At 56.2% G+C, this 26,498-nt stretch carries 18 protein-coding genes; 13 read left to right on the top strand and 5 right to left on the bottom strand.

The features are described from left to right. Positions 1–125: 125 nt before the first annotated feature. Positions 126–971, bottom strand: a complete 846-nt coding sequence (gene araC / locus ACOTXT_RS00775) for an arabinose operon transcriptional regulator AraC (protein WP_023293301.1) — start codon at positions 969–971, stop codon at positions 126–128. Between the two features lie 337 nt (positions 972–1,308). On the opposite strand from araC, the gene araB reads away from it, so the two are divergent. From araB to ACOTXT_RS00740, 7 genes are all read left to right on the top strand, one after another. Beyond that, positions 1,309–3,018, top strand: a complete 1,710-nt coding sequence (gene araB / locus ACOTXT_RS00770; protein ID WP_055321284.1) for a ribulokinase — start codon at positions 1,309–1,311, stop codon at positions 3,016–3,018. 10 nt (positions 3,019–3,028) lie between these two features. Then, positions 3,029–4,531: an L-arabinose isomerase gene (gene araA / locus ACOTXT_RS00765; protein ID WP_008502010.1), complete on the top strand. Its 1,503-nt coding sequence runs from the start codon at positions 3,029–3,031 to the stop codon at positions 4,529–4,531. Between the two features lie 88 nt (positions 4,532–4,619). Next, positions 4,620–5,315: an L-ribulose-5-phosphate 4-epimerase gene (araD, locus tag ACOTXT_RS00760; protein ID WP_055321283.1), complete on the top strand. Its 696-nt coding sequence runs from the start codon at positions 4,620–4,622 to the stop codon at positions 5,313–5,315. A gap of 74 nt (positions 5,316–5,389) precedes the next feature. Then, on the top strand, positions 5,390–7,747 hold the full coding sequence (gene polB, locus ACOTXT_RS00755) for a DNA polymerase II (RefSeq protein ID WP_055321290.1): 2,358 nt from the start codon (positions 5,390–5,392) through the stop codon (positions 7,745–7,747). 128 nt (positions 7,748–7,875) lie between these two features. Further along, positions 7,876–10,782 (top strand): RNA polymerase-associated protein RapA, encoded by a 2,907-nt coding sequence (gene rapA, locus ACOTXT_RS00750; protein WP_055321282.1) that lies wholly within the window; start codon positions 7,876–7,878, stop codon positions 10,780–10,782. 12 nt (positions 10,783–10,794) lie between these two features. Next, a complete protein-coding gene (rluA, locus tag ACOTXT_RS00745; RefSeq protein WP_008502014.1) occupies positions 10,795–11,454 on the top strand; it encodes a bifunctional tRNA pseudouridine(32) synthase/23S rRNA pseudouridine(746) synthase RluA in 660 nt (219 codons plus the stop codon). A gap of 308 nt (positions 11,455–11,762) precedes the next feature. Further along, complete coding sequence (locus ACOTXT_RS00740; protein WP_333164344.1) at positions 11,763–15,275, top strand: autotransporter outer membrane beta-barrel domain-containing protein; 3,513 nt, start codon at positions 11,763–11,765, stop codon at positions 15,273–15,275. A 60-nt stretch (positions 15,276–15,335) separates the two neighbouring features. On the opposite strand, the gene djlA is transcribed toward ACOTXT_RS00740, so the two are convergent. After that, positions 15,336–16,151, bottom strand: a complete 816-nt coding sequence (gene djlA, locus ACOTXT_RS00735) for a co-chaperone DjlA (protein WP_008502016.1) — start codon at positions 16,149–16,151, stop codon at positions 15,336–15,338. Between the two features lie 239 nt (positions 16,152–16,390). Between djlA and lptD the strand changes: the two genes are divergently transcribed. The 6 genes from lptD to apaH are packed head-to-tail and all read left to right on the top strand — an operon-like array spanning position 16,391 to position 23,144. Then, positions 16,391–18,766: an LPS assembly protein LptD gene (lptD, locus tag ACOTXT_RS00730; protein WP_055321280.1), complete on the top strand. Its 2,376-nt coding sequence runs from the start codon at positions 16,391–16,393 to the stop codon at positions 18,764–18,766. A gap of 53 nt (positions 18,767–18,819) precedes the next feature. Then, positions 18,820–20,106 carry a peptidylprolyl isomerase SurA gene (gene surA / locus ACOTXT_RS00725; protein ID WP_008502018.1) on the top strand — a complete coding sequence of 429 codons (1,287 nt, stop codon included), beginning with the start codon at positions 18,820–18,822 and terminating at the stop codon, positions 20,104–20,106. Next, a complete protein-coding gene (pdxA, locus tag ACOTXT_RS00720; protein WP_008502019.1) occupies positions 20,106–21,092 on the top strand; it encodes a 4-hydroxythreonine-4-phosphate dehydrogenase PdxA in 987 nt (328 codons plus the stop codon). The genes surA and pdxA overlap by 1 nt, the downstream gene beginning before the upstream one ends. After that, positions 21,089–21,910: a 16S rRNA (adenine(1518)-N(6)/adenine(1519)-N(6))-dimethyltransferase RsmA gene (gene rsmA / locus ACOTXT_RS00715; RefSeq protein ID WP_055321279.1), complete on the top strand. Its 822-nt coding sequence runs from the start codon at positions 21,089–21,091 to the stop codon at positions 21,908–21,910. Before pdxA ends, rsmA begins: the two co-directional genes overlap by 4 nt. A 3-nt stretch (positions 21,911–21,913) precedes the next feature. Next, positions 21,914–22,291: a Co2+/Mg2+ efflux protein ApaG gene (gene apaG, locus ACOTXT_RS00710; RefSeq protein ID WP_008502021.1), complete on the top strand. Its 378-nt coding sequence runs from the start codon at positions 21,914–21,916 to the stop codon at positions 22,289–22,291. A 4-nt stretch (positions 22,292–22,295) separates the two neighbouring features. Next, positions 22,296–23,144, top strand: a complete 849-nt coding sequence (apaH, locus tag ACOTXT_RS00705) for a bis(5'-nucleosyl)-tetraphosphatase (symmetrical) ApaH (RefSeq protein ID WP_032654900.1) — start codon at positions 22,296–22,298, stop codon at positions 23,142–23,144. Positions 23,145–23,185: 41 nt separating this feature from the next. Here apaH and folA read toward each other — a convergent pair whose 3' ends face one another. From folA to kefF, 3 genes are all read right to left on the bottom strand, one after another. Further along, positions 23,186–23,665: a type 3 dihydrofolate reductase gene (gene folA / locus ACOTXT_RS00700; RefSeq protein ID WP_008502023.1), complete on the bottom strand. Its 480-nt coding sequence runs from the start codon at positions 23,663–23,665 to the stop codon at positions 23,186–23,188. A 114-nt stretch (positions 23,666–23,779) separates the two neighbouring features. Next, complete coding sequence (gene kefC / locus ACOTXT_RS00695; protein ID WP_055321278.1) at positions 23,780–25,645, bottom strand: glutathione-regulated potassium-efflux system protein KefC; 1,866 nt, start codon at positions 25,643–25,645, stop codon at positions 23,780–23,782. Further along, positions 25,638–26,168 carry a glutathione-regulated potassium-efflux system oxidoreductase KefF gene (gene kefF, locus ACOTXT_RS00690; protein ID WP_008502025.1) on the bottom strand — a complete coding sequence of 177 codons (531 nt, stop codon included), beginning with the start codon at positions 26,166–26,168 and terminating at the stop codon, positions 25,638–25,640. The genes kefC and kefF overlap by 8 nt, the downstream gene beginning before the upstream one ends. Between the last annotated feature and the right edge of the window lie 330 nt (positions 26,169–26,498).

Genomic DNA, 26,498 nt, shown 5'->3' with positions numbered 1-26,498 from the left:
TATTCCGGTCAGAAAACGAATCAGCGATTCTGCTTAGCGCCCCGCACCGCGTCAAGGCAACAATTGTCTGAATAGTTTACAGGTTGCTTCCCGCATTCACCTGTTTGTTTATCTTTTTTTACCGTTTATTCACATCCCGCGCGGAATTCACTGGGGCTGGCACCGGTGCATTTTTTAAATACGCGGGAGAAATAGAGCTGATCCTCAAAGCCCACGTTGCGCCCCACGGTGGCGATGGGCATCCGGGTGGTGCTGAGCAGCAGCTTCGCCTGGCTGATGCGCTGATCCTCGCGCCAGCTCAGTACGCTGACGCCAAGCTGCTGGCGGAACAGGTGCGACAGCCGCGACGGCGACAGGCAGACGTGCTGGGCAACGCTGGCGATATCAAACTGGCTATCGGCCAGGTGGTCGCTGATGTACTGGCAGGCGTCGCGCACGCGGTTATCCAGCGGCGGATTCAGCGACGCGTTAATCGCCTCCATCCGTCGCAGCAGCAGCTGTTCAAGGAGGTTTATCGCCAGCAGTTCGGCATAGCGTCCACCAGCCTGCCCCGCCTCGATAATCTGCGCAAAAAGCTCGCGAAACTGCGCCAGATGCACCTCATCCGGGCGATAAAACCCGGTGTGTGCAAAAATAGCCGGCCAGGAAAGCCACTCCTGCCAGTAGGCGCGCGGACGGAAGTAGACCCACTGGTGATACCACTCTTTGGCATCCGGATGACGGCCATAGTGGTGGATCTCCCCCGGCGGGAACAGCAGGATATCCCCCGGGCGGCAGACGAACTGCTGGTCACCGTTCTTGATGATCCCTTCCCCCCGCACGGTCAGGTTGAGGATATACCCTTTCATCCCGAGCGGTCGGTCGACGTAAAAGTCGAGATATCCCTCAGCCTCGATAGGGGTCAGCCCCGCCACAAGGTGCGCGTTAAACGAGTATCCCGGCAGCAGGGGATCGTTCTGCGTTTCGGCCATAGATTCAGTTCTCCCAAGGGTCCTGAAGGAAACCAATTGTCCATATCACTAAATGCAGGTTAAAAATGGCCCGCGAAAAGATCCAAAAAGCATCACGCCGCTTTTACGTCCGCCATGTTTCAGCCTTTCCCCCTGATTTCTCCGCCAGAGCAGGCAGATAACCAGTAACAAAAGTGTCTATAAGTGCGGCAGAAATGTCCACATTGAATATTTGCACGGCGTCACACTTTCCGTTGTAACAGCAATTTAGTCCATAAGATTAGCGGATCCTGCCTGACGACTTTTGTCCCCAGTCTCTAATGTTCTTCCATACCTGTTTTTTCGATGGAGCAACACCATGGCAATTGCGATTGGCCTCGATTTTGGCAGCGATTCAGTTCGCGCGCTGGCAGTGGACTGTACGTCCGGCCAGGAGATAGCAACCAGCGTTGAGTGGTATCCGCGCTGGCAAGAGGGGCGCTACTGCGATGCGCCAAACAACCAGTTCCGTCACCACCCGCGGGACTACATCGAATCGATGGAAGCGGCGCTCAAAACCGTTCTGGCGGACCTGACCGACGCCCAGCGGGCCGATGTTGTGGGGATTGGCGTCGACAGCACCGGCTCTACGCCTGCCCCTGTCGATGCCGAAGGCCGCGTGCTGGCACTGCGCCCGGAGTTTGCCGACAACCCGAACGCCATGTTCGTGCTGTGGAAAGACCATACCGCCGTGGAAGAGGCCGAAGCCATCACCCGCTTATGCCATCAGCCGGGCAAAACGGACTACTCACGTTATATCGGCGGGATTTACTCCAGCGAGTGGTTCTGGGCCAAGATCCTGCACGTCACCCGCGCGGACGCGTCTGTCGCACAGGCAGCGGCGTCATGGATTGAGCTATGCGACTGGGTTCCCGCCCTGCTCTCCGGCACCACGCGCCCGCAGGATATCCGCCGCGGCCGCTGCAGCGCCGGGCATAAATCCCTGTGGCATGAAAGCTGGGGCGGCCTGCCTCCGGCCGCGTTCTTTGATGAGCTCGACCCGATCGTCAACAAGAGCCTGTCATACCCGCTGTTTACCGACACCTTCACCGCCGATATTCCCGTCGGCACCCTCTGCGAAGAGTGGGCGACGCGTCTCGGCCTGCCGCAGAACGTAGCTATCTCCGGCGGTGCGTTTGACTGCCATATGGGCGCCGTGGGCGCGGGCGCACAGCCAAACACGCTGGTAAAAGTGATCGGCACCTCCACCTGCGACATCCTGACGGCAGATAAAGCCACCGTAGGCGACCGCGCGGTAAAAGGCATCTGCGGCCAGGTTGACGGCAGCGTGGTGCCAGACTTTATCGGCCTCGAAGCCGGTCAGTCCGCGTTTGGCGATATCTACGCCTGGTTTGGCCGCGTGCTCGGCTGGCCGCTGGATCGGCTGGCGGCGGCACATCCTGAACTGAAAACCCAGATCGCCGAGAGCAAAAAACAGCTCCTACCGCAGCTTACCGACGCCTGGGCTAAAAATCCGTCTCTCGACCACCTCCCGGTGGTGCTGGACTGGTTTAACGGCCGCCGCACGCCGTTTGCCAACCAGCGCCTGAAAGGGGTGATTACCGACCTCAACCTGGCGACCGACGCGCCTGCGCTGTTCGGCGGTCTGATTGCCGCCACCGCCTTCGGCGCCCGCGCGATTATGGAGTGCTTCACCGAGCAGGGCATCGACGTGAATAACGTGATGGCGCTGGGCGGCATCGCCCGTAAAAACCCGGTGATCATGCAGGCCTGCTGCGACGTGCTGAACCGTCCGCTCCAGATTGTGGCCTCCGATCAGTGCTGCGCGCTGGGGGCGGCAATTTTCGCCGCCGTAGCCGCTGGCGTCCATGCGGATATCCCCACCGCGCAGCAGCATATGGCGAGTGCCGTCGAAAACACCCTTCAGCCGCGTGCCCAGCAGGCACAACGCTTTGAACAGCTTTATCAGCGCTACCAGCAATGGGCAAAAAGCGCCGAACTTCACTATCTCCCTGTCGCCGCCCCGGCCAAAAGCACCGCGGACACTACGGCAACCCTGACCCATTAAGGACACGATGATGACCATTTTTAATAACTATGAAGTGTGGTTTGTGATTGGCAGCCAGCATCTTTACGGACCGGAAGCGCTGCAGCAGGTAACGAAACACGCGGAGCACGTCGTTAACGCGCTGAACGCGGAAGCCAAACTGCCGTGCAAACTGGTGCTGAAACCGCTGGGCACGACGCCGGACGAAATCACCCACATCTGCCGCGACGCCAACTACGACGATAAATGCGCCGGTCTGGTGGTGTGGCTGCACACCTTCTCACCGGCAAAAATGTGGATCAACGGCCTGTCTATCCTCAACAAACCGCTGCTGCAGTTCCATACCCAGTTCAACGCCTCCCTGCCGTGGGACAGCATCGACATGGACTTTATGAACCTGAACCAGACCGCACACGGCGGCCGCGAGTTCGGCTTCATCGGCGCGCGTATGCGTCAGCAGCACGCGGTGGTCACCGGCCACTGGCAGGATGGCAAGGCGCAACAGCGTATCGGCGCCTGGATGCGTCAGGCGGTCTCTAAGCAGGATACCCGCCACCTGAAAGTGGTGCGTTTCGGCGACAACATGCGTGAAGTGGCGGTCACCGACGGCGATAAAGTGGCCGCGCAGATCAAGTTCGGCTTCTCCGTGAATACCTGGGCGGTGGGCGATCTGGTGCAGGTGGTAAATGACATCAGCGATGGCGACGTGAGCGCGTTAGTGGACGAGTACGAAAGCCGCTACCGCCTGACGCCTGCGGCACAAATCAACGGCGACAAGCGCCAGAACGTGCTGGACGCGGCGCGCATCGAGCTGGGCATGAAGCGCTTCCTGGAACAGGGCGGCTTCCACGCGTTTACCACCACCTTTGAAGACCTCCACGGTCTGAAACAGCTGCCGGGTCTGGCGGTACAACGCCTGATGCAGCAGGGCTACGGCTTTGCGGGCGAAGGCGACTGGAAAACTGCCGCTCTGCTTCGCATCATGAAGGTGATGTCGACCGGTCTGCAGGGCGGCACCTCCTTTATGGAGGACTACACCTACCACTTCGAAAACGGCAATGACCTGGTGCTCGGCTCGCACATGCTGGAAGTGTGTCCTTCCATCGCGGTAGAGGAAAAACCGATCCTCGACGTGCAGTACCTCGGCATCGGCGGTAAAGCCGATCCGGCGCGTCTGATCTTCAACACCCGCACGGGCCCGGCCATCAACGCCAGCCTGATCGATCTGGGCGATCGTTTCCGCCTGCTGGTGAACTGCGTCGATGCGGTTGAAACGCCACACTCCCTGCCGAAACTGCCGGTCGCCAACGCCCTGTGGAAAGCACAGCCGGATCTGCCGACCGCGTCAGAAGCCTGGATCCTGGCCGGCGGCGCGCACCATACCGTCTTCAGCCACGCGCTGGATCTGAACGACATGCGTCAGTTCGCCGAGCTGCATGATATCGAGCTGACCGTGATTGATAACGATACCCGCCTGCCCGCCTTTAAAGACGCGCTGCGCTGGAACGAAGTCTATTACGGTTCAAAACGCTAAGCCCTGAATGCCCGGTGGCACCGCGTTTACCGGGCCTACGGTTCTGTAGGCCGGATAAGCGAAGCGCCATCCGGCACTGGAGACAACAATGTTAGAAGAGCTCAAACGCCAGGTGCTCGAAGCCAACCTGGCGCTGCCGAAACATAATCTGGTCACCCTGACCTGGGGCAACGTCAGCGCCGTTGACCGCGATAAAGGCGTGTTTGTGATCAAGCCTTCCGGCGTCGATTACGCGGTGATGACGGCGGACGATATGGTGGTGGTCAGCATCGAAACGGGTGAAGTGGTGGAAGGGAACAAAAAGCCCTCCTCCGATACGCCAACTCACCGCCTGCTCTACCGCTCATTCCCAACCATCGGCGGTATCGTGCATACCCATTCACGCCATGCCACCATCTGGGCGCAGGCGGGCCAGTCCATCCCGGCGACCGGCACCACCCACGCGGACTACTTTTACGGCACCATTCCCTGTACGCGTCTGATGACCGATGCGGAGATTAACGGTGAGTACGAATGGGAAACCGGGAACGTGATCGTCGAAACCTTTGAAAAACAGGGTATCGACGCGGCGCAAATGCCCGGCGTGCTGGTGCACTCCCACGGCCCGTTTGCCTGGGGGAAAAACGCAGAAGACGCGGTGCATAACGCCATCGTGCTGGAGGAAGTCGCCTACATGGGGATCTTCTGCCGCCAGCTGGCGCCGCAGCTGCCGGACATGCAGCAGACCCTGCTCGATAAGCATTATCTGCGCAAGCACGGCGCGAAGGCCTATTACGGACAATAAACTGTATATATCCCCAGCATAAAACATTCAACCAGGCTATAATCAGGCCTGGTTTTGTTTTGTGGGATAGCGGCGTGACGCAGGCGCAAGAAGGCTTTTTACTGACCCGACACTGGCGGGATACCCCTCAGGGCACCGAGGTCGCGTTCTGGCTGGCAACCGATAACGGTCCGCTATACGTTACGCTGCCCCCGCAGGAATCCGTGGCCTTTATTCCTGAAGCGCACGTCGAAAAAGTGAAACAGCTGCTGCGCGGTGAAAACGGCTGGCGCATTACCCCGCTTGAACTGAAAGATTTCCACCGTCAGCCGGTTTATGGCCTCTACTGTCGCGCCCATCGTCAGCTGATGCGCTATGAAAAACTGCTCCGTGAAGCAGGCGTGACGCTCTACGAAGCGGATATCCGCCCACCCGAACGCTTTCTGATGGAGCGGTTTATTACCGCGCCCGTCTGGGTCGATGGTTCTCCGCAAAATGGCGGTCTCATCAACGCGCGGCTAAAGCCGAACCCGCATTACCGCCCGCCGCTGAAGTGGGTCTCCCTGGATATCGAAACCACCCGTCACGGCGAACTGTACTGCATAGGACTTGAAGGCTGCGGCGATCGGGTTGTCTATATGCTCGGGCCACCGAATGGTGATGCCTCCGCGCTGGATTTCCGGCTTGAGTATGTTACCAGCCGGCCGCAGCTGCTGGAGAAGCTCAACCAGTGGTTTGCCGACTTCGATCCCGACGTTCTGATCGGCTGGAACGTGGTGCAGTTCGACCTGCGCGTGCTGCAAAAACACGCCGAGCGTTACCGCATCCCGCTGATGCTCGGGCGCGGCAACAGCGAGCTTGAGTGGCGCGAACACGGTTTTAAGAACGGCGTTTTCTTCGCACAGGCGAACGGCCGCCTGATTATCGACGGCATCGAGGCGCTCAAGTCCGCCTTCTGGAACTTCTCGTCATTCGCCCTCGAAGCGGTGGCGCAGGAGCTGCTTGGCGAAGGCAAATCCATCGACAACCCCTGGGACAGAATGGACGAGATCGACCGGCGCTTTAACGAAGACAAGCCCGCGCTCGCCACCTATAACCTGAAAGACTGTGAGCTGGTCACGCGGATTTTCCACAAAACCGAGATCATGCCCTTCCTGCTGGAGCGCGCGACGGTGAACGGACTCGCGGCGGACAGGCACGGCGGCTCCGTGGCGGCCTTTAGCCACCTCTATTTTCCCCGAATGCACCGGGCAGGATACGTTGCCCCCAACCTCGGGGACGTGCCGCCGCAGGCCAGCCCCGGCGGGTACGTCATGGATTCCCGACCAGGACTGTATGACTCCGTTCTGGTCCTGGACTACAAAAGCCTCTACCCGTCGATAATTCGCACCTTCCTGATCGATCCCGTCGGGCTGGTTGAGGGGCTGGCCCAGCCGGATGATGAACACAGCACCGAAGGCTTCCTCGGCGCACGCTTCTCGCGGGAAAAACACTGCCTGCCCGACATCGTAGGCAACATCTGGCACGGCCGCGACGAGGCCAAGCGCCACGGCAACAAGCCCCTCTCACAGGCGCTGAAAATCATCATGAACGCCTTCTACGGGGTGCTGGGCACCAGCGCCTGTCGCTTCTTCGACCCGCGGCTGGCGTCGTCGATCACCATGCGTGGGCACGAGATCATGCGTCAGACTAAAGCGCTGATTGAATCCCGGGGCTATGACGTCATCTACGGCGACACGGACTCCACCTTTGTATGGCTTAAGGGCGCGCATTCCGAAGACGATGCCACGCAAATCGGCAAAGCGCTGGTTGCCTTCGTGAACGACTGGTGGCAGGAACATCTGCAGAAAGCGCGGTTAACCAGCGCGCTGGAGCTGGAATTTGAAACCCATTTTGCCCGCTTCTTAATGCCCACCATCCGCGGTACCGATCAGGGCAGCAAGAAGCGCTATGCCGGGCTGATTCAGGAAGGCGACGCGCAGCGGATGGTCTTTAAAGGGCTCGAGACAGTGCGTACCGACTGGACGCCGCTGGCCCAGCAGTTCCAGCAAACGCTCTATCTGCGGGTATTTCGCAATGAGCCGTATCAGGACTACGTGCGCGAGACGATAGCCAGCCTGATGGCAGGCGAACTTGACGCGCAGCTGGTGTATCGCAAACGCCTGCGCCGCCCGCTCGCGGAGTACCAGCGTAACGTTCCTCCGCACGTTCGCGCCGCGCGCCTCGCGGACGAAGAAAACGTCCGCCGTGGCCGCGCGCCGCAGTATCAGAATCGGGGAACCATCAAATACGTCTGGACGATAAACGGTCCGGAACCGTTGGATTATCAGCACTCGCCTCTGGATTATGAACACTATCTGACGCGTCAGCTTCAGCCGGTTGCCGACGGAATTTTGCCCTTCATCGACGATGATTTTGCTACACTAGTGACAGGGCAACTTGGCCTATTTTGACGCGTGACGAAATGGCTGCCATCCAGTACCATAGCGCCCTTTCCATTCCCGGACCCATTTTTCGATGACCGTCTTTTTTGACGGTAGTCGAACTATTGCCTGCAATTAAAGATTAGAGCCGAACAACTATGCCTTTTACACTTGGTCAACGCTGGATCAGCGATACAGAAAGCGAACTTGGATTAGGAACCGTCGTTGCCGTTGATGCGCGCATGGTTACCCTCCTCTTCCCTGCCACCGGTGAAAACCGCCTGTACGCCCGCAATGACTCCCCTGTAACCCGCGTGATGTTTAATCCGGGTGACACCGTGACCAGCCACGACGGCTGGCAGCTCAAGATTGAAGACGTAAAAGAAGAGAATGGACTGCTCGCCTACATCGGCACTCGCCTGGACACCGACGAGGCCAATGTCATCCTGCGCGAAGTGCTGCTCGACAGCAAGCTGGTGTTCAGCAAGCCGCAGGACCGCCTGTTTGCCGGGCAAATCGACCGTATGGATCGCTTCTCCCTGCGCTATCGCGCGCGTAAGTTCCAGAGTGAACAGTACCGCATGCCCTGGAGCGGCCTGCGCGGCCAGCGCACCAGCCTGATCCCCCACCAGCTGAACATCGCCCATGACGTGGGCCGTCGCCATGCGCCGCGCGTGCTGCTGGCAGATGAAGTGGGCCTGGGTAAAACCATCGAGGCGGGCATGATCCTGCACCAACAGCTGCTTTCCGGCGCTGCCGAGCGCGTGCTGATTGTGGTGCCAGAAACCTTACAGCACCAGTGGCTGGTTGAGATGCTGCGCCGCTTTAACCTGCGCTTCTCTCTGTTCGATGACGAACGCTACGCCGAAGCCCAGCACGATGCGGACAACCCGTTTGAAACCGAACAGCTGGTGATTTGTTCTCTCGACTTCGTGCGCCGCAGCAAGCAGCGTCTTGAGCATCTGTGCGATGCCGAGTGGGACCTGATGGTCGTCGACGAAGCGCACCACCTGGTCTGGAGCGAAGACGCGCCGAGCCGCGAATATATGGCTATCGAGCAGCTTGCCGAGCGCGTGCCTGGTGTCCTGCTGTTGACCGCTACGCCGGAACAGCTGGGTCTGGAAAGCCACTTCGCCCGTCTGCGCCTGCTCGATCCAAACCGTTTCCACGACTTCTGGCAGTTTGTGGAAGAACAGAATAACTACCGTCCGGTTGCGGATGCCGTCGCGCTGCTGCTGGCGGGCAAGCGTCTTTCTGATGACGAACTCAACACCCTGAGCGATCTGATTGGCGAGCAGGATATCGAGCCGCTGCTGCAGGCCGCTAACAGCGACAGCGACAACGCGGAATCCGCGCGTAAAGAGCTGATCGACATGCTGATGGATCGCCACGGCACCAGTCGCGTCCTGTTCCGTAACACCCGTAACGGTGTGAAAGGGTTCCCGAAACGCGAGCTGCATACCATTAAGCTGCCGCTGCCGACGCAGTATCAGACGGCAATTAAAGTTTCCGGCATCATGGGCGCGCGCAAAACGCAGGAAGAGCGCGCCCGCGACATGCTCTACCCGGAACAAATCTACCAGGAATTTGAAGGCGATACCGGCACCTGGTGGAACTTCGATCCGCGCGTAGAGTGGCTGATGGGCTACCTGACCGCGCACCGCTCCCAAAAGGTGCTGGTGATCTGCGCCAAGGCGGCCACCGCGCTGCAGCTGGAGCAGGTCCTGCGCGAGCGCGAAGGCATTCGCGCCGCCGTGTTCCACGAAGGCATGTCCATCGTTGAACGCGACCGCGCCGCGGCGTGGTTTGCCGAAGAGGACAGCGGCGCTCAGGTTATGCTCTGCTCTGAAATCGGTTCTGAAGGCCGTAACTTCCAGTTCGCCAGCAACCTGGTGATGTTCGATCTGCCGTTCAACCCGGATCTGCTGGAGCAGCGTATTGGTCGTCTGGATCGTATCGGTCAGGCGCACGATATTCAGATCCACGTGCCGTATCTGGAAAAAACGGCCCAGTCCGTGCTGGTGCGCTGGTTCCACGAAGGTCTGGATGCGTTTGAACATACCTGCCCGACGGGCCGCACCATTTACGATCAGGTGCACGGCGATCTGATCGGCTATCTGGCCGCGCCGGAAAACACCGACGGCTTTGACGATCTGATTAAGTCCTGTCGTGAGAAGCACGACGCGCTGAAAGCGCAGCTTGAACAAGGCCGCGACCGTCTGCTGGAGATCCACTCCAACGGCGGTGAAAAAGCGCAGGCGCTGGCTGAGAGCATTGAAGAGCAGGATGATGACACCAGCCTCATCAGCTTCTCCATGAACCTGTTCGACATCGTTGGCATTAACCAGGACGACCGCGGCGAGAACCTGATTGTCCTGACCCCGTCCGATCACATGCTGGTGCCGGATTTCCCGGGCCTGCCGGAAGATGGCTGCACCATCACCTTCGAGCGTGATGTGGCGCTGTCCCGCGAAGATGCCCAGTTCATCACCTGGGAACACCCGCTGATCCGTAACGGGCTGGATCTGATCCTCTCTGGCGATACCGGCAGCAGCACCATCTCCCTGTTGAAAAACAAGGCGCTGCCCGTAGGCACGCTGCTGCTGGAGCTGATCTATGTTGTGGAAGCGCAGGCGCCGAAACAGCTGCAGCTCAACCGCTTCCTGCCACCAACGCCGGTGCGTCTGCTGCTGGATAAAAACGGCACGAACCTCGCAGGACAGGTTGAATTTGAGAGTTTCAACCGCCAGCTGAGCGCGGTGAACCGCCATACCGGCAGCAAGCTGGTCAATGCGGTGCAGCAGGACGTGCATGCCATTCTCCAGCAGGGTGAAACCCAGATTGAAAAAGCGGCCAGAGCGCTGATTGACGCCGCGCGCGGTGAAGCCGACGAGAAACTGTCTGCAGAGCTGTCGCGTCTGGAGGCGTTGAAGGCCGTGAACCCGAACATCCGTGACGACGAGCTGGCGGCGATTGAAAGCAACCGTCAGCAGGTGCTGGAAAGCCTGGATCAGGCAAGCTGGCGTCTGGATGCCCTGCGTCTTATCGTTGTGACGCATCAGTAAACGGAGCGCAAGATGGTGATGGAGCCGTACAATCCGCCGCAGGATCCCTGGCTGGTCATTCTGTATCAGGATGAACACATTATGGTGGTCAACAAGCCCAGCGGGCTGTTGTCCGTGCCGGGTCGTCTGGACGAGCACAAAGACAGCGTGATGACGCGCATTCAGCGCGATTATCCTCAGGCGGAGTCGGTCCATCGCCTGGACATGGCGACCAGCGGCGTGATTGTGGTGGCGCTGAACAAAGCGGCAGAACGCGAGCTGAAGCGCCAGTTCCGCGAGCGCGAGCCGAAGAAGCAGTATGTCGCCCGCGTCTGGGGTCACCCGGCGCAGGCGGAAGGGCTGGTGGATTTACCGCTGATCTGCGACTGGCCGAATCGGCCAAAGCAGAAGGTGTGTTATGAAACCGGCAAGGCCGCGCAAACCGAGTATGAAGTGCTTGAGTACGCGCCGGATAATACCGCGCGCGTCCTGCTTAAGCCGATTACCGGACGTTCACACCAGCTGCGCGTGCATATGCTTGCGCTGGGTCATCCGATTCTGGGCGACCGCTTTTACGCGCCGCCTGAAGCGCTGGCCTTAGCGCCACGTCTGCAGCTGCACGCGCAGACGCTTACCATCACCCATCCGGCCTTCGGTAACGCGATGACGTTTAAAGCCCCGGTCGATTTTTAAATTCCTGATGTGAATATTTACTGTTAGCTCACTGTCGACGGTAAATATTCACACAGCATATATATCTCCCCAGCTCATCTGAAAACCCGCCCAAGTTCATTCACGATAATTATCTCTTCCTTAAATAACACTCAGTATTTTTAGAAAGACTAAGGTTTGGATTAAAAAATATTAAATTGAACACGATGCAATTTATTACTGATAATCCAGCTCATTTTAAGGAAATACTAACTCTACCCTATCCAAACGGAGTTATTTTTCTACTCAACAGCCACACTTAGTTTACTCATTGATTCACAAGGAAGTGTATGAACCGTTCGTATAACATCGTCTGGAATTGCGCCAGAAATATGTACATCGTTGCCTCGGAGTTTTCAAAAGGGGACAGCAAAGTTAAATCCTGCGTACGCGCCGGAAGCGCGATCGCAACGTTTATCTTGACAGGTGTTGTGGGTACCGCACACGCCAGTGACACGACGTTTGTTGCAGTCCCGGGTAGTAATACCATCAGTGGTGAATATTCAACGACGAGCCCTAATACCTCGGCGGTATCCGCCTCTGGCTCTGATGTCATCGTCACCGATAACGGCGCCTTAACGATATCCACAACCGGGGACGCAGGCATGGGGCTATCCGTGTCGAATGGAGCGAAAATCACGCTCGATGATTCGGGATCCACAATCCGCACTTCCGGGGAAGGCAGTCATGCGATAACCATTGTCGGTGATAACTCAGAAGCCATGTTGAACAACCTTACCGTTTCGACGGAAGGCGAGATCGCATCTGCCGTATTGTTTAGCTCTAATGCAAAAGGCACCATTGACGGGGGGAGCTATACGGCGACGGGAGAGGGTTCTTATGGTGTTGAGATATTGAATGGCGCAGACCTGACGATAAAAAACGCGACCATTACGACTTCCGGGTATGGCATGGCTCGGGCTATTGTTAACCGATATGCCACCCTTTCATTAGACAATGTGAATATAAACACCACGGGAGATTTTGGTAATGCAGGTATATATAACGACGGTGAATTGACCGGCTCAAACGTCACGATTACCACTACCGGAAGCCAGAGCTTTGGTATTCAAAACTATACCAACACATTTAATTTAGCGGCATCCCACGTTGAAACTTACGGTGAGCAGTCAGTTGGCATAATGAATACCGGACGCGCAGAACTCACTGACACTCATATCGTCACTCATGGGAAAAATGCTGACGCAATATCTTCTGACGGGGCAAAGAGCACATTCGTACTGAATAACGGTTCAACGATCGCGTCCGGAGAAAATTCGCGGGCAGTGGCGATGACTCACGGTGGAGCCCTTGAGGCGAACAGCACAGATATCACCAGCGAACAATCTGCTGCCATTGCCTTAGAAAGCGCCAGCAGCGCGACCGTCACCCACAGCAACGTTTCCGGTAGCAATGTCGCCTTCTCGTTCAGCGGTGGAAAAAATGTCGCTACGATTGACGGAGGGAGCATTACGGCAACCGCGTCAGGAGGAAGTGCTTTTGCGGTGGATTCCGGATCTGCCGATATTAACGTGAAGAATGTGCAAACGATGAACGCAGACAATCTGCTCACCGTGGCCAATACCACTGATGCAGTCACCCTTCGCGCTGAAAACAGCAAGCTGTCCGGCGCCGTTAAGGCCAGCGGTGATAACGTCAGCATGACGCTGGATGCGAACAGCCAATGGCTGCTGACGGCCGATTCCAGCGTCGGTAATCTTACCAGCAGCGGACGCATCACACTCGGCGATGAAAACGGCAGTACTGGTACACTCAATGTCGGTAATTTCACCCTTCTGGCTAACAGCCAAACTGATGTCTATCTTGACGCAAACGCGACCAGTGCACCTATTGTCGCTCAGAATGCGACGCTTGATGGCACACTAAATATTACAGGTTACGGTAGTGCCAGCACGCTTTCCGCGGATAGCGCCTTCACGGTGATTGACGCTGAAAATGCAATCAATGGCAATTTTACCAACCTCACCGTCGCGGGCATGGCATCTGGCTCCGTTGACTTCATCACCTTTAGCGGCACCATTGATCCCGCCGACGTGACCAATTACGTCCTGACACCGTCATTAACCTGGTATGCCAGCCAGAACCCAGCGGCAACAGCGGCTCACGGCACTTTCACTCTGAACAATCCTGACGGCAGCTTTACGCTGAGCACGGCGCTTGTCGATCAAAATGCCGAAGCCACGACCGGATGGGACGGAAAATCGCTGAACAAAGAGGGGCAAGGTACGCTGATCCTTAATGCCGCAAATAGTTACAGCGGCACAACGGATGTGAACCAGGGCACGCTCTGGCTGGACGAGGCTGGCGTTATCGGCGTACAAAACAGCGAGCAGGCCGTGAATGTCGCGGCAGGCGCCACGTTTGGCGGTTCCAACGGTGTGGTGAACGGCAATGTTAATAACAAGGGCACCGTTCAGTTCAACGACACGCTCACGATCAATGGTGATCTGAGCAACGCAGGCAGCATTGTCAGCGGCAATATTGAGGGAACCAATGGTGCGACGACCGGCAACACGCTGATCGTAAACGGCGATTACACCAGCAACCAGGGTTCTGTGACGCTAAATACGCAGTTAGGCGACGACACGTCTCCAACCGATATGCTTAACATTACGGGGAATACGTCCGGGAACACCACCCTGTACATTAACAACGTTGGTGGTCAGGGCGCACTGACCCAAAACGGTATTGAAGTGATTAAGGTAGGCGGTGAATCAAACGGCACCTTTGTTCAGGGTAATCAGGTCCAGATTAACGCCTACGAATACCGCCTGTATCAGGACTCAGGGGACTGGTATCTTCGTTCCCAGGCCACGAGTGATAATGGCGACGTAACGCCTCAGTATCGTGCCGATATCGGTTCATACCTCAGCAACCAGTGGCTGGCTCGCGATCTGCAAATGCAGACCCTGTCAGACCGAGAAGGCAGTCAGTTCAAATCGGAAAACGGCACGACATGGGCGCGTTTCAAAGCAGGTAAGAACCAGTCTACTGCAGCAGAGAGCAATATTGATATCGACAGCAACTACTCCCAGTTCCAGATTGGGGGCGATGTTGCCGCCTGGAACAACGGCGAACAAAGCCTGGTGGTCGGGGTTATGGGTAGCTATATGAACGCCAGCAGCGACAGCACTGGCAATAAAGGTGCTGACGGCAGCCGCTTTAGCGCTGACGGTAAAGTCGATGGCTATAACCTCGGAATCTATGCAACGTGGTTTGCCGATGCCCAACAGCATCAGGGTTTTTATGTCGACAGTTGGTATCAGTATGGGATGTACCACAACAGCGTAGATAACGGTGACGTTGGCTCAACGGATTACGATTCAAACGCCAACGCCGTTTCGCTGGAAACAGGCTACCGCTACGATATCGCACTCGGCGACAACACGTTGAGCCTCACGCCGCAGGCACAGGTCGTCTGGCAGGATTACAGTGCGGATGATATCAAAGACAGCAGCGGCACGACGATTGATGGGCAAAACGGCGAAAGCTGGACCACCCGTTTAGGCCTGCGCATTGACAGCAAGATGAATAAGTCGAACGACGCGGTTATCCAGCCGTTTGCGGAGGCCAACTGGCTGCATACCTCTGAAGACACGGCAGTCAACTTTGGTGACACACAGATCAAACAGGACCTTCCTGCCGATCGTGCGGAGCTGAAAGCAGGTATTCAGGCAAATGTGAGCAAGCAATGGAGCGTTATTGCCCAGGTCTCCGGACAGAAAGGTGATAATGATTACAGCGATGTAAACGGTAGCCTGAACGTGCGCTACAGCTGGTAACCCTGTATAAAGGGCCTGGCAGCTCATGCCGTCAGGCCCTTCATCATTCTAAAAAGGGGCTTATTTGAAGCCTTTCTTCTCTTTAATCAGCTCGTACGCTTTCTGAATTTCCTGCGCTTTTTGCTTCGCCATCTCCATCATTTCAGGCGGTAAGCCTTTTGCAACGAGCTTGTCTGGATGGTGCTCGCTCATGAGCTTACGATAGGCACGTTTGATGGTGGTCTGATCGTCAGAGGGTTTTACGCCAAGCACGTTGCAGGCATCTTCCAGCGTCGGACCACGCTGCGCCTGCTGCCAGGCACCGCCAGAAGACTGCTGGTGATACCCGCCGCCAAACTGCGCGCCACCCTGCATCATGCGCAGGAACTGATCGAACTGCATACGGGAGATACCCAGCTCTTCCGCAATCACGTATAAAACATCGCGTTCGTTAGGGTGAAGCGAGCCGTCGGCGAAGGCCGCCTGAATCTGGATTTCCAGAAACATCCGAATTAAATCAAAACGGCCGAAGCAGATGCTGCGGAACTGGCGCATTTTTTCGCGAAGCGGGTAGTTATCGGATTTCCCGATGCGAAACGCATTTTGCGCCTCCAGGCGGGAGTCACCGTGCAGATTCATGCGATCCATAAAGACGCTGGCAATCTGAATATCGGCTTCCGTGACGCGCCCTTTGGATTTGGTTAAATGCCCCATCACCTCAAAAGTGGTGGAGAAAAAGAGTGACTGGCGCTCGCGCTGGTTGGCAAACCAGGCCATTTTACGGCTGCGCGCCTTATCAAACATATGGCCAATAATAAGCCCCAGCACTATTCCCCAGAACCCGGCACCCATGATGATGGCGAACGCAACGCCGATTATTTTACCCCAATACTGCATATACTCCCCGGATAGTCATATTCCTGGCCGACGCAACGTCATCATCACTGTGTTCAAGTCACGGTCAATTGAAGGACATCGCCTATAATTTGCTTTATCATACTCGTCATTCGATAGCGAGCCTAACACTCTGGCACGCAAACGGGCAGGATTAACGCTGGTACTGCGCAGATGAGTAAGATAGTCTCTGAGCGTTTGTAAGCCGTAGCCACTGATGACGGAACAATAAAATACAACGTATGAAAAAACGTATCCCCACCCTCCTGGCCACAATGATTGGCACCGCCCTGTACAGTCAACAGGGGCTGGCGGCCGATCTCGCCTCGCAGTGTATGCTTGGCGTCCCAAGTTATAATCGCCCACTGGTGAGTGGCGATACCAATAGCTTGCCGGTAACCATTACTGCCGACAGTTCAAAAGGGACTTACCCTGACAATGCCACCTTTACAGGCAATGTCGATATTAACCAGGGCAATAGCCGCCTGCAGGCAGATGAAGTGCAGTTGCACCAGAAGCAGCCGGAAGGTGCGGCCGAGCCGGTACGAACGGTGGATGCGCTGGGTAATGTGCACTATGACGACAATCAGGTCATCCTGAAAGGTCCGAAAGCCTGGTCAAACCTGAATACCAAAGACACTAACGTCTGGAAAGGTGATTACCAGATGGTGGGTCGCCAGGGGCGCGGTGACGCGGACCTGATGAAACAGCGCGGTGAAAACCGCTATACGATCCTGGAAAATGGCACGTTCACGTCGTGTCTGCCGGGTTCAAATACCTGGAGCGTGGTCGGGAGCGAAGTTATCCATGACCGCGAAGAGCAGGTCGCAGAGATCTGGAACGCCCGCTTCAAGGTGGGTCCGGTCCCCATATTCTACAGCCCTTATCTGCAGCTTCCGGTGGGTGACAAACGTCGCTCCGGTTTCCTGATCCCGAATGCCAAATACAGCACCACGAACTACTTTGAGTTCTACCTGCCGTATTACTGGAACATCGCGCCTAACATGGATGCGACGATCACGCCGCACTATATCCACAAGCGCGGTAACGTCATGTGGGAGAACGAGTTCCGCTATCTGACTCAGGCAGGTGCGGGTCTGATGGAGCTGGATTATCTGCCGTCGGATAACGTTTACAAGGACGACGCCAGAAACGTTTCTGGTGATAACCGTCACCGCTGGCTGTACTACTGGCAGCATTCCGGGGTGATGGATCAGGTGTGGCGCTTTAATGTTGATTACACCAAAGTCAGCGATTCGGCTTATTTTAATGACTTTTCGTCCAAATACGGCTCGAGTACTGATGGCTATGCTACGCAGAAATTCAGCGTAGGCTATGCGGTGCAGAGCTTTGATGCAACCGTCTCGACCAAGAAATTCCAGGTGTTTTCTGACCAGTCCACGCCTACCTATGGTGCTGAGCCACAGCTGGACGTCAACTGGTATCAGAATGATGTAGGTCCATTCGACACCCATGTTTACGCTCAGGCGGTGCATTTCGTTAACACGGATTCGGATATGCCTGAAGCCACGCGTGTTCACCTTGAGCCGACGATCAATCTGCCGTGGTCTAACGACTGGGCAAGCCTGAATACCGAAGCCAAGCTGATGGCGACTCACTATCAGCAAAAAAATCTTGATAATTACAACTCAACTAACAGTGCGCATCTGGAAGAGTCGGTCAACCGAACGCTCCCTCAGTTTAAAATGGACGGCAAGCTGATTTTCGAGCGTGATATGGCCCTGCTGGCGGATGGTTATACCCAGACGCTTGAACCGCGTATGCAGTATTTGTACGTGCCATACCGCGACCAGAGCAACATTCAGAACTACGACTCCTCTTTACTGCAGTCTGACTATAGTGGTCTGTTCCGTGACCGTACTTACGGTGGTCTGGACCGTATCGCCTCAGCGAACCAGTTAACGACCGGCGTCACAACACGTGTTTATGATGATGCAGCCGTTGAACGTTTTAACGTTTCTGTGGGTCAAATCTACTACTTCACAGAGTCTCGCACGGGCGATGACAATATTCAGTGGGAGAAAGACAACAAAACGGGATCGATAGTTTGGGCGGGAGATACCTACTGGCGTATGACTGACCGTTGGGGCCTGCGTGGCGGTGTGCAATATGACACGCGTCTCGACAATGTTGCTAACAGTAGTGCCGCCATAGAGTATCGTCGTGATGAAGATCGCATGATTCAGGTAAGCTATCGCTACGCTAGCCCGGAATACATTCAGGCAACGCTACCGAAAAGCAATGACCAGAACAGCATCAACTACTGGAAATCACCGCAATATTCGGATGGTATTTCTCAGGTCGGTGCGGCAGCGAGTTGGCCTATCGCCGACCGTTGGTCAATCGTAGGCGCTTACTACTTTGACACTAACACCAATAAAGCTGCTGACCAGATGGTAGGTCTGCAATATAACTCCTGCTGCTACGCGCTGCGTGTCGGTTACGAACGTAAGCTTAACGGCTGGGAAAACAATCAGAGCAAATACGATAACGTGATTGGCTTTAACTTCGAGTTACGCGGCCTGAGTTCCAACTACGGTCTGGGTACGCAGAAAATGCTGCGCTCGAACATTCTGCCTTACCGCAGTTCCTTGTAATGTGCTTGATTTGCAACGTAATCCGCTTTGCGGTTAATTGAAATGGAAAAAGTATGAAGAACTGGAAAACGCTGCTGCTCGGTGTCGCTATGGTTGCGAATACCAGCTTCGCGGCCCCCCAGGTTGTTGATAAAGTCGCTGCTGTGGTTAACAACGGCGTCGTGCTTGAAAGTGACGTTGACGGTCTGATGAAATCGGTGAAGCTCAATTCGGGCGAAGCGGGTCAGCAGCTTCCGGATGACGCCACGCTGCGCCACCAGATCCTGGAGCGTCTGATCATGGATCAGATCGTTCTTCAGATGGGGCAGAAAATGGGTGTGAAGGTCACTGACGAGCAGCTCGATCAGGCGATCGCTAACATCGCGAAGCAGAACAATATGTCTTTAGACCAGATGCGCAGCCGTCTGGCCTATGACGGTATCAGCTACGCTACCTACCGTAACCAGATCCGTAAAGAGATGCTGATTTCGGAAGTGCGTAACAACGAAGTGCGTCGCCGCGTCACTATCCTGCCTCAGGAAGTGGACGCGCTGGCAAAACAGGTGGGTAACCAGAACGATGCAAGCACAGAGCTGAACCTGAGCCACATTCTGATCCCACTGCCAGAGAACCCTACGTCCGATCAGGCTGCGGAAGCAGAAAGCCAGGCGCGTTCAATTGTCGAACAGGCGCGTAACGGCGGTGACTTTGGCAAGCTGGCCATTACCTACTCCGCAGACCAACAGGCGCTGAAAGGCGGCCAGATGGGCTGGGGACGTATTCAGGAGCTGCCATCCCTCTTTGCTCAGGCACTGAGCACGGCTAAAAAAGGCGATATAGTCGGTCCAATCCGTTCAGGCGTGGGCTTCCACATTCTGAAAGTGAACGATCTGCGCGGCCAGAGCCAAAATATCTCCGTTACCGAAGTTCACGCTCGCCACATTCTGCTGAAGCCGTCACCAATCATGACTGACGATCAGGCGCGTGCGAAGCTGGAACAGATTGCGGCAGATATTAAGAGCGGTAAAACCTCGTTTGCGAAGGCAGCAAAAGAGTTCTCTCAGGATCCTGGCTCTGCTAACCAGGGTGGCGATCTGGGCTGGGCAGCGGCGGATATTTACGATCCTGCCTTCCGTGACGCGTTGATGAAACTGAACAAAGGCCAGATCAGCGCGCCGGTCCACTCTTCGTTTGGCTGGCATCTGATCGAGCTGATGGACACCCGTAACGTTGATAAAACGGATGCAGCACAGAAAGACAGAGCCTACCGCATGCTGTTTAACCGTAAGTTCTCTGAAGAAGCAGCCACCTGGATGCAGGAACAACGCGCCAGTGCTTACGTGAAAGTGCTGAGCAACTAATGAAACAGCATCGTGTTGTTATCACGCCCGGCGAACCCGCCGGGATTGGGCCTGACCTCGTTGTCCAGCTTGCCCAGCGCAGCTGGCCAGTAGAACTGGTTGTCTGCGCCGATGCAACACTGTTACAAGACCGGGCAGCGCTGCTCGGTCTGCCTTTAACGCTCATCCCTTACGTTGAAGGTCAACAGCCTGCACCGCAGCAAGCCGGTACCCTCACCCTTCTTTCTGTTCCCCTTCGTACGCCGGTCATTCCTGGCCAGCTCAGCACGGAAAACGGCCACTATGTCGTTGAAACCCTTGCGCGCGCCTGCGACGGTTGCCTGAAGGGCGAATTTGCCGCCCTGATTACCGGCCCCGTCCACAAAGGCGTCATCAACGAAGCGGGTATACCGTTTACCGGGCATACGGAGTTCTTTGAAGAGCGCTCGCACAGTCCGAAAGTGGTGATGATGCTGGCGACGGAAGAAATGCGCGTTGCGCTGGTGACCACCCATCTGCCGATCAAAGCGATTCCGGATGCGATCACGCCTGAACTCCTGCGCGAGATCATCGGGATTTTGCATCACGATCTGCAGACAAAATTTGGGATCCCGCAGCCGCATGTGCTGGTCTGCGGGCTGAATCCGCACGCCGGCGAAGGCGGGCACATGGGTACCGAAGAGATCGACACCATCATTCCGGTACTCAACGAAATGCGGGCGAAGGGGATGAATCTCAGCGGTCCGCTGCCTGCTGATACCCTTTTCCAGCCGAAATACCTGGATAATGCCGACGCCGTGCTCGCGATGTACCACGATCAGGGCCTGCCCGTGCTAAAATACCAGGGCTTTGGCCGCGGCGTGAATATCACCCTCGGTTTACCCTTTATTCGAACGTCCGTTGACCACGGTACTGCGCTGGATCTGGCAGGCCAGGGGAAGGCGGATGTCGGCAGTTTTATTACGGCGCTTAATCTCGCCATCAAAATGATTGTTAATACTCAATGACTAATCGAGTCCATCAGGGCCACTTAGCCCGTAAACGTTTCGGGCAAAACTTCCTTAACGATCAGTTCGTGATCGAAAGCATTGTCTCGGCTATTAATCCACAAAAAGGCCAGGCGATGGTCGAAATCGGCCCGGGTCTTGCCGCGCTGACCGAGCCGGTAGGCGAACGCCTCGACGAACTGACCGTCATCGAACTGGACCGCGATCTGGCCGCACGCCTGCAAACGCACCCGTTCCTCGGGCCGAAGCTGACCATCTATCAGCAGGACGCCATGACCATGAACTTCGGCGAACTGTCAGAAAAAATGGGTCAGCCGCTGCGCGTGTTCGGCAACCTGCCGTATAACATCTCCACGCCGCTCATGTTCCACCTCTTTAGCTATACTGATGCCATTGCCGACATGCACTTCATGTTGCAAAAAGAGGTGGTTAACCGCCTGGTTGCAGGCCCGAACAGTAAAGCGTATGGTCGTTTAAGCGTGATGGCGCAATATTACTGCAACGTGATCCCGGTACTCGAAGTACCGCCGTCAGCGTTCACACCACCACCGAAAGTGGATTCAGCGGTTGTGAGCCTTGTGCCGCACAAAACGAAACCGTACCCGGTAAAAGATCTGCGTGTACTGAGCCGCATCACCACTGAAGCCTTTAACCAGCGTCGTAAAACGATCCGTAACAGCCTCAGCAATTCCTTCACCGTTGAGGTGTTAGCTGAGCTTGGGATCGACCCGGCAATGCGTGCGGAGAACATCTCCGTAGAGCAGTACTGCAAGCTGGCTAATTACATCAGCGAAAATGCGCCGCCGAAGGAGAGTTAAGCCATGATTGATTCGCCCCGCGTATGTGTCCATGTACAAAGCGTTTATGTTGAATCACAGTCCTCACCGGATGAAGAACGTTTTGTCTTTGCTTACACCGTGACCATTCGCAATCTGGGGCGGACGCCCGTGCAGCTGCGCGGACGCTACTGGCTTATCACCAACGGCAATGGCCGCGAAATCGAAGTCCAGGGGGAAGGTGTGGTCGGTGAACAGCCTCATATCGCCCCTGGCGAAGAGTACCAGTACACCAGCGGCGCGGTGATTGAAACGCCGATGGGTACCATGCAAGGCCATTATGAAATGGTCGACGTCGATGGCAATGATTTCCGCGTTGCCATTCCTGTGTTCCGTCTCGCCGTAACCACACTCATTCATTAATCTAATGTCTACATATCTGATTGGCGACGTTCACGGTTGCTACGATGAACTGATCGCATTATTAAAACAGGTCGACTTTACGCCAGGACAGGACACACTCTGGCTGACGGGCGATTTAGTCGCGCGTGGCCCCGGCTCCCTTGAAGTATTACGTTTCGTCAAATCGCTAGGCGACAGCGTGCGCATGGTGCTGGGCAATCACGATCTGCACCTGCTGGCGGTGTTCGCCGGGATCAGCCGCAACAAACCTAAAGATCGCCTCACCCCGCTGCTGGATGCGCCAGATGCCGACGATCTGATTAACTGGCTGCGCCGTCAGCCGCTGCTGCAGGTCGACGAAGAGAAAAAGCTGGTCATGGCGCATGCCGGGATCACGCCACAATGGGATCTTGAGACGGCGAAAACCTGTGCGCGTGACGTTGAGGCGGTGCTGGCGAGCGACTCCTATCCTTTCTTCCTCGATGCCATGTACGGCGATATGCCGAACCACTGGAGTGAGGATCTCAGCGGTCTGGCGCGTCTGCGCTTTATTACCAACGCCTTCACCCGCATGCGTTTCTGCTTCCCGAACGGACAGCTGGACATGTATTCCAAAGAGACGCCGGAGAGCGCGCCCGCTCCGCTAAAACCGTGGTTTGCCATTCCGGGGCCGGTGACAAGTGAGTACAACGTGGTATTTGGTCACTGGGCTGCACTGGAAGGAAAAGGAACGCCGGAAGGGATCTACGGCCTGGATACCGGATGCTGCTGGGGCGGAGAGTTAACCTGCTTACGCTGGGAAGATAAAACTTACTTTGTTCAGCCGTCCAACCGACAGCTGGATTTAGGGGGAGACGAGGCGGTTGCCTCCTGATATGCACTTCCCTCTCCCGGCCGGGAGAGGGAAAAAATCACTTAACGACGTTCCAGAATCTCGAAGCAGTAGCTGTGGGAGTTCTGTGCATCCGCGTCGTGGAATTCACTGAACACCGATTCCCACTCGTCCGGATCGTAGTCAGGGAAATGGGTATCCCCTTCCACTTCCGCATCAATGTGGGTCAGATACAGCTTCTGCGCTTTTGGCAGGAACTGCTCGTACACGCGCCCGCCGCCAATCACCATGATCTCTTCGGCATTGCCGCATGCAGCAATCGCCTCGTCGACTGATTTTACCCATTCGACGCGATCGTCAGTGCCCGGCTGGCTGCTGATAACGATATTTTTACGGCCCGGCAATGGACGACCAATCGACTCCCAGGTCAGGCGGCCCATCACTACCGGCTTGTTTAACGTAGTACGTTTAAACCATGCGAGATCGGCAGGCAGGTTCCACGGCATGGCATTTTCCATACCGATAACGCGGTCCACCGCCAGCGCTGCAATCAGACTGATCATTGAAAATTTCCCGGATGCAAAAAATTGCCGCCACTATACGGAAAGCTTAATCTTTCGTCGACTGGCGGCAGGGTAAAGATAAAGAAATTTTTTATTATTGCTGGCAACTCCACTTCACGCGGAAGGTTTACTCTCCGGTTCGTCAGCCGGATCCCCGGTATGCTTGCCCTCTTCCGTTCCCTGCCAGCCGTGACGCTGGATCAGCGACAGGTGATTACGGTCCTCGTTAATGATTTCCGTCAGCATCGCGCTGGTGCGTTTAAACACCGCCGCACGCTCGGTGGCCGTACTCCCGGCCATCGCCGCCATCTCTTCCACCATCTCAGTATTAAAGCGGCGGAACAGGTCCGCACGCTCGCGCGCTTCGTACGCGCCGAGCCCCAGATTTTCCAGCGCCATGCGGCCAGACTTCAGCGCGCCTTCAAAGGTTTCACGCTCCGGTGCTTCTACCCCCGCCTGCCGCAGCCGGATATAGTGATCCACATCGCGGGCGCGGGAAATGATGGTCAGATTCGGGAAATGTTCTTTCGCCATTTCCACCATCTGCATGCTGGTCTCCGGATCGTCAATGGCGTTAATCAACACCTCCGCTTTTGCCGCCCCGGCAGATTCCAGCAGATCGACGCGGGTTGCATCGCCGTAAAACACCTTCATATCAAATTTTCGCAGGGTATCGACATGGTCGGGGTCGTGATCGAGGATAACCATTTTCACCCCGCTGGACAGCAGCAGACGGCCAACGATCTGCCCATAGCGGCCAAATCCGGCAATAATGACGCGCGGCTGCTCTTCGTCAATTTCATCGGCTTCGCGCTCCTGCTCGCTACCCGATTTTTCCAGACGCGTCAGCACCACCAGCAGAATAGGCGTCGCGGCCATCGACAGCGCGACCGCGAGCGTCAGCGCTTTCGCCCATTCTGGGTCGAGGACGTTTGCCATCTGTGCTGCGCCAAAGACCACAAACGCAAATTCACTCCCCTGCCCCAGCAGAACCGCAAACCAGCTGCGCTGCTTATTCGGCACCTTCAGCGGACGCGCAATCAGCCACAGCATCGCCATTTTAATGATCAGGAAGCCGACCAGCAGGATGACGATCCGCAGCGGGTGCGTCACCAGCGTGCCGAAGTCGACGGACATCCCCACGCCGATGAAAAACAGCCCCAGCAGCAAGCCTTTAAACGGCTCAATATCGCTTTCCAGCGCGTGACGGTATTCGGAACTCGCCAGCAGAACGCCTGCGAGGAACGCCCCCATCGCCATCGACAGCCCGGCTTCCTCCAGCAGCAAACCAAAGCCAAACACCAGGAAGAGCGCCACGGCGCTGAACACTTCGCGAAGGCCCGAGCGGGCAACGAACCGCAGCAGTGGACGGGTGACGTAGCGACCAAGCAGCACCACCAGCGCCAGCGCCCCCACGACTTTTAATGCCGACAGCGCGAACGCCCCCAGCGTCGTGGCGGAACCGCTGGCCGCCAGCAGTGGGATCATCGCCACCAGCGGGATAGCGGCAATGTCCTGGAACAGCAGCACCGAGAACGCGCTGCGTCCCATCTGGGAGACCGTCAGATTGCGCTCGTTCATGGCCTGCATGGCAATGGCGGTCGAGGAGAGCGCCAGCGTCATGCCGATAAGCTCTGCCACTTTCCAGTCCATGCCCAGCAGGATGCAGAACCCACCCAGCAGCAGGCCGCAGGACACCATCTGCAGCGCCCCGCCGCCAAACACCGAGGCGCGAAGCTTCCACAGGCGCTGCGGATCGAGTTCCAGACCAATCACAAAGAGCATCAGCACAACACCGATTTCAGCGAAATGGAGGATTGCCTCTGCATCCGTCACCAGTCGAAAGCCCCACGGCCCAATGACGCAGCCCGCAATCAGATAGCCGAGAACAGAGCCCAGTCCCAGGCGAACCGCCACGGGCACAATCAGCGCCGCCGCGCCGAGGTAAATCAGCGCCTGTATCAGCGTATGGCTATCCATGGTGCGCCTCCTGCCACTCAAGTAAGCGTTGTTTATAATGGCGCGCCTGCGCCTGCAGCGTTTCATCGTCGCAGACAAAGGTGCAGTGCATCGCAAAAGGCGGGAGCCAGTTCAGCCCGCAATAAAGTGCGGTCGCCTGCAGCGGCTGTGCCAGAACCTCAAACCCCGGGAATGAACCAATATCAAAGTGGCTTTCCCCTCCACCCGTGGTGACCGCCCACATCAGGCTTTTCCCTTTTAGGGCATGGCCATTGTGGCCATACGCCCAGCCGTGGGAGAAGACTTTATCAATCCACAATTTCAGGAGTGGGGGCGTGCTGTACCACTGCATAGGATGCTGCCAGACGATCAGATCGGCACGGGAGAGCGCCTCCTGTTCGGCGGCAATATCGATGTTGAAATCGGGATAGAGTTGATAGAGGGAACGTATCTCGACGTTTTCAAGCGTCCTTACCTGCTCAAGCATCCGCTTATTCGCATGCGAGTGCTGCGGATAGGGGTGCGCATAAATTATCAGAATCATGAATATGCCTGTCTTTTACTTTTGTTGTAGTAATGAGTGTAAACAGTTAACACCCCGACTGAAAGGGGCTATCTAACGCTTCAAAGTAAAATGCAAGTATTGACAACCGCCCCCGCTTTAGCCGCAACAGTGGCGCAAAACAAGAAGAGCCATGTGCGCGATAAATTCACCCCACAAAATAGTTATGCCTACTCATATTATCAGCAGATATTTTTAGAGAGGCTTAAGTCATTATTTAACAAATCAACCTGTACATAACCCATTGAAAATATAATAATTTTATGCTTTTTGTTTTGAGCTTACGCTTTAAGACGGCCAATATACGTTTTC

Source organism: Enterobacter cloacae complex sp. IR5422, from assembly GCF_049238165.1.
GTDB classification, from domain to species: Bacteria; Pseudomonadota; Gammaproteobacteria; order Enterobacterales; family Enterobacteriaceae; genus Enterobacter; species Enterobacter roggenkampii.
This window is presented reverse-complemented; position numbering and strand designations above follow the sequence as displayed.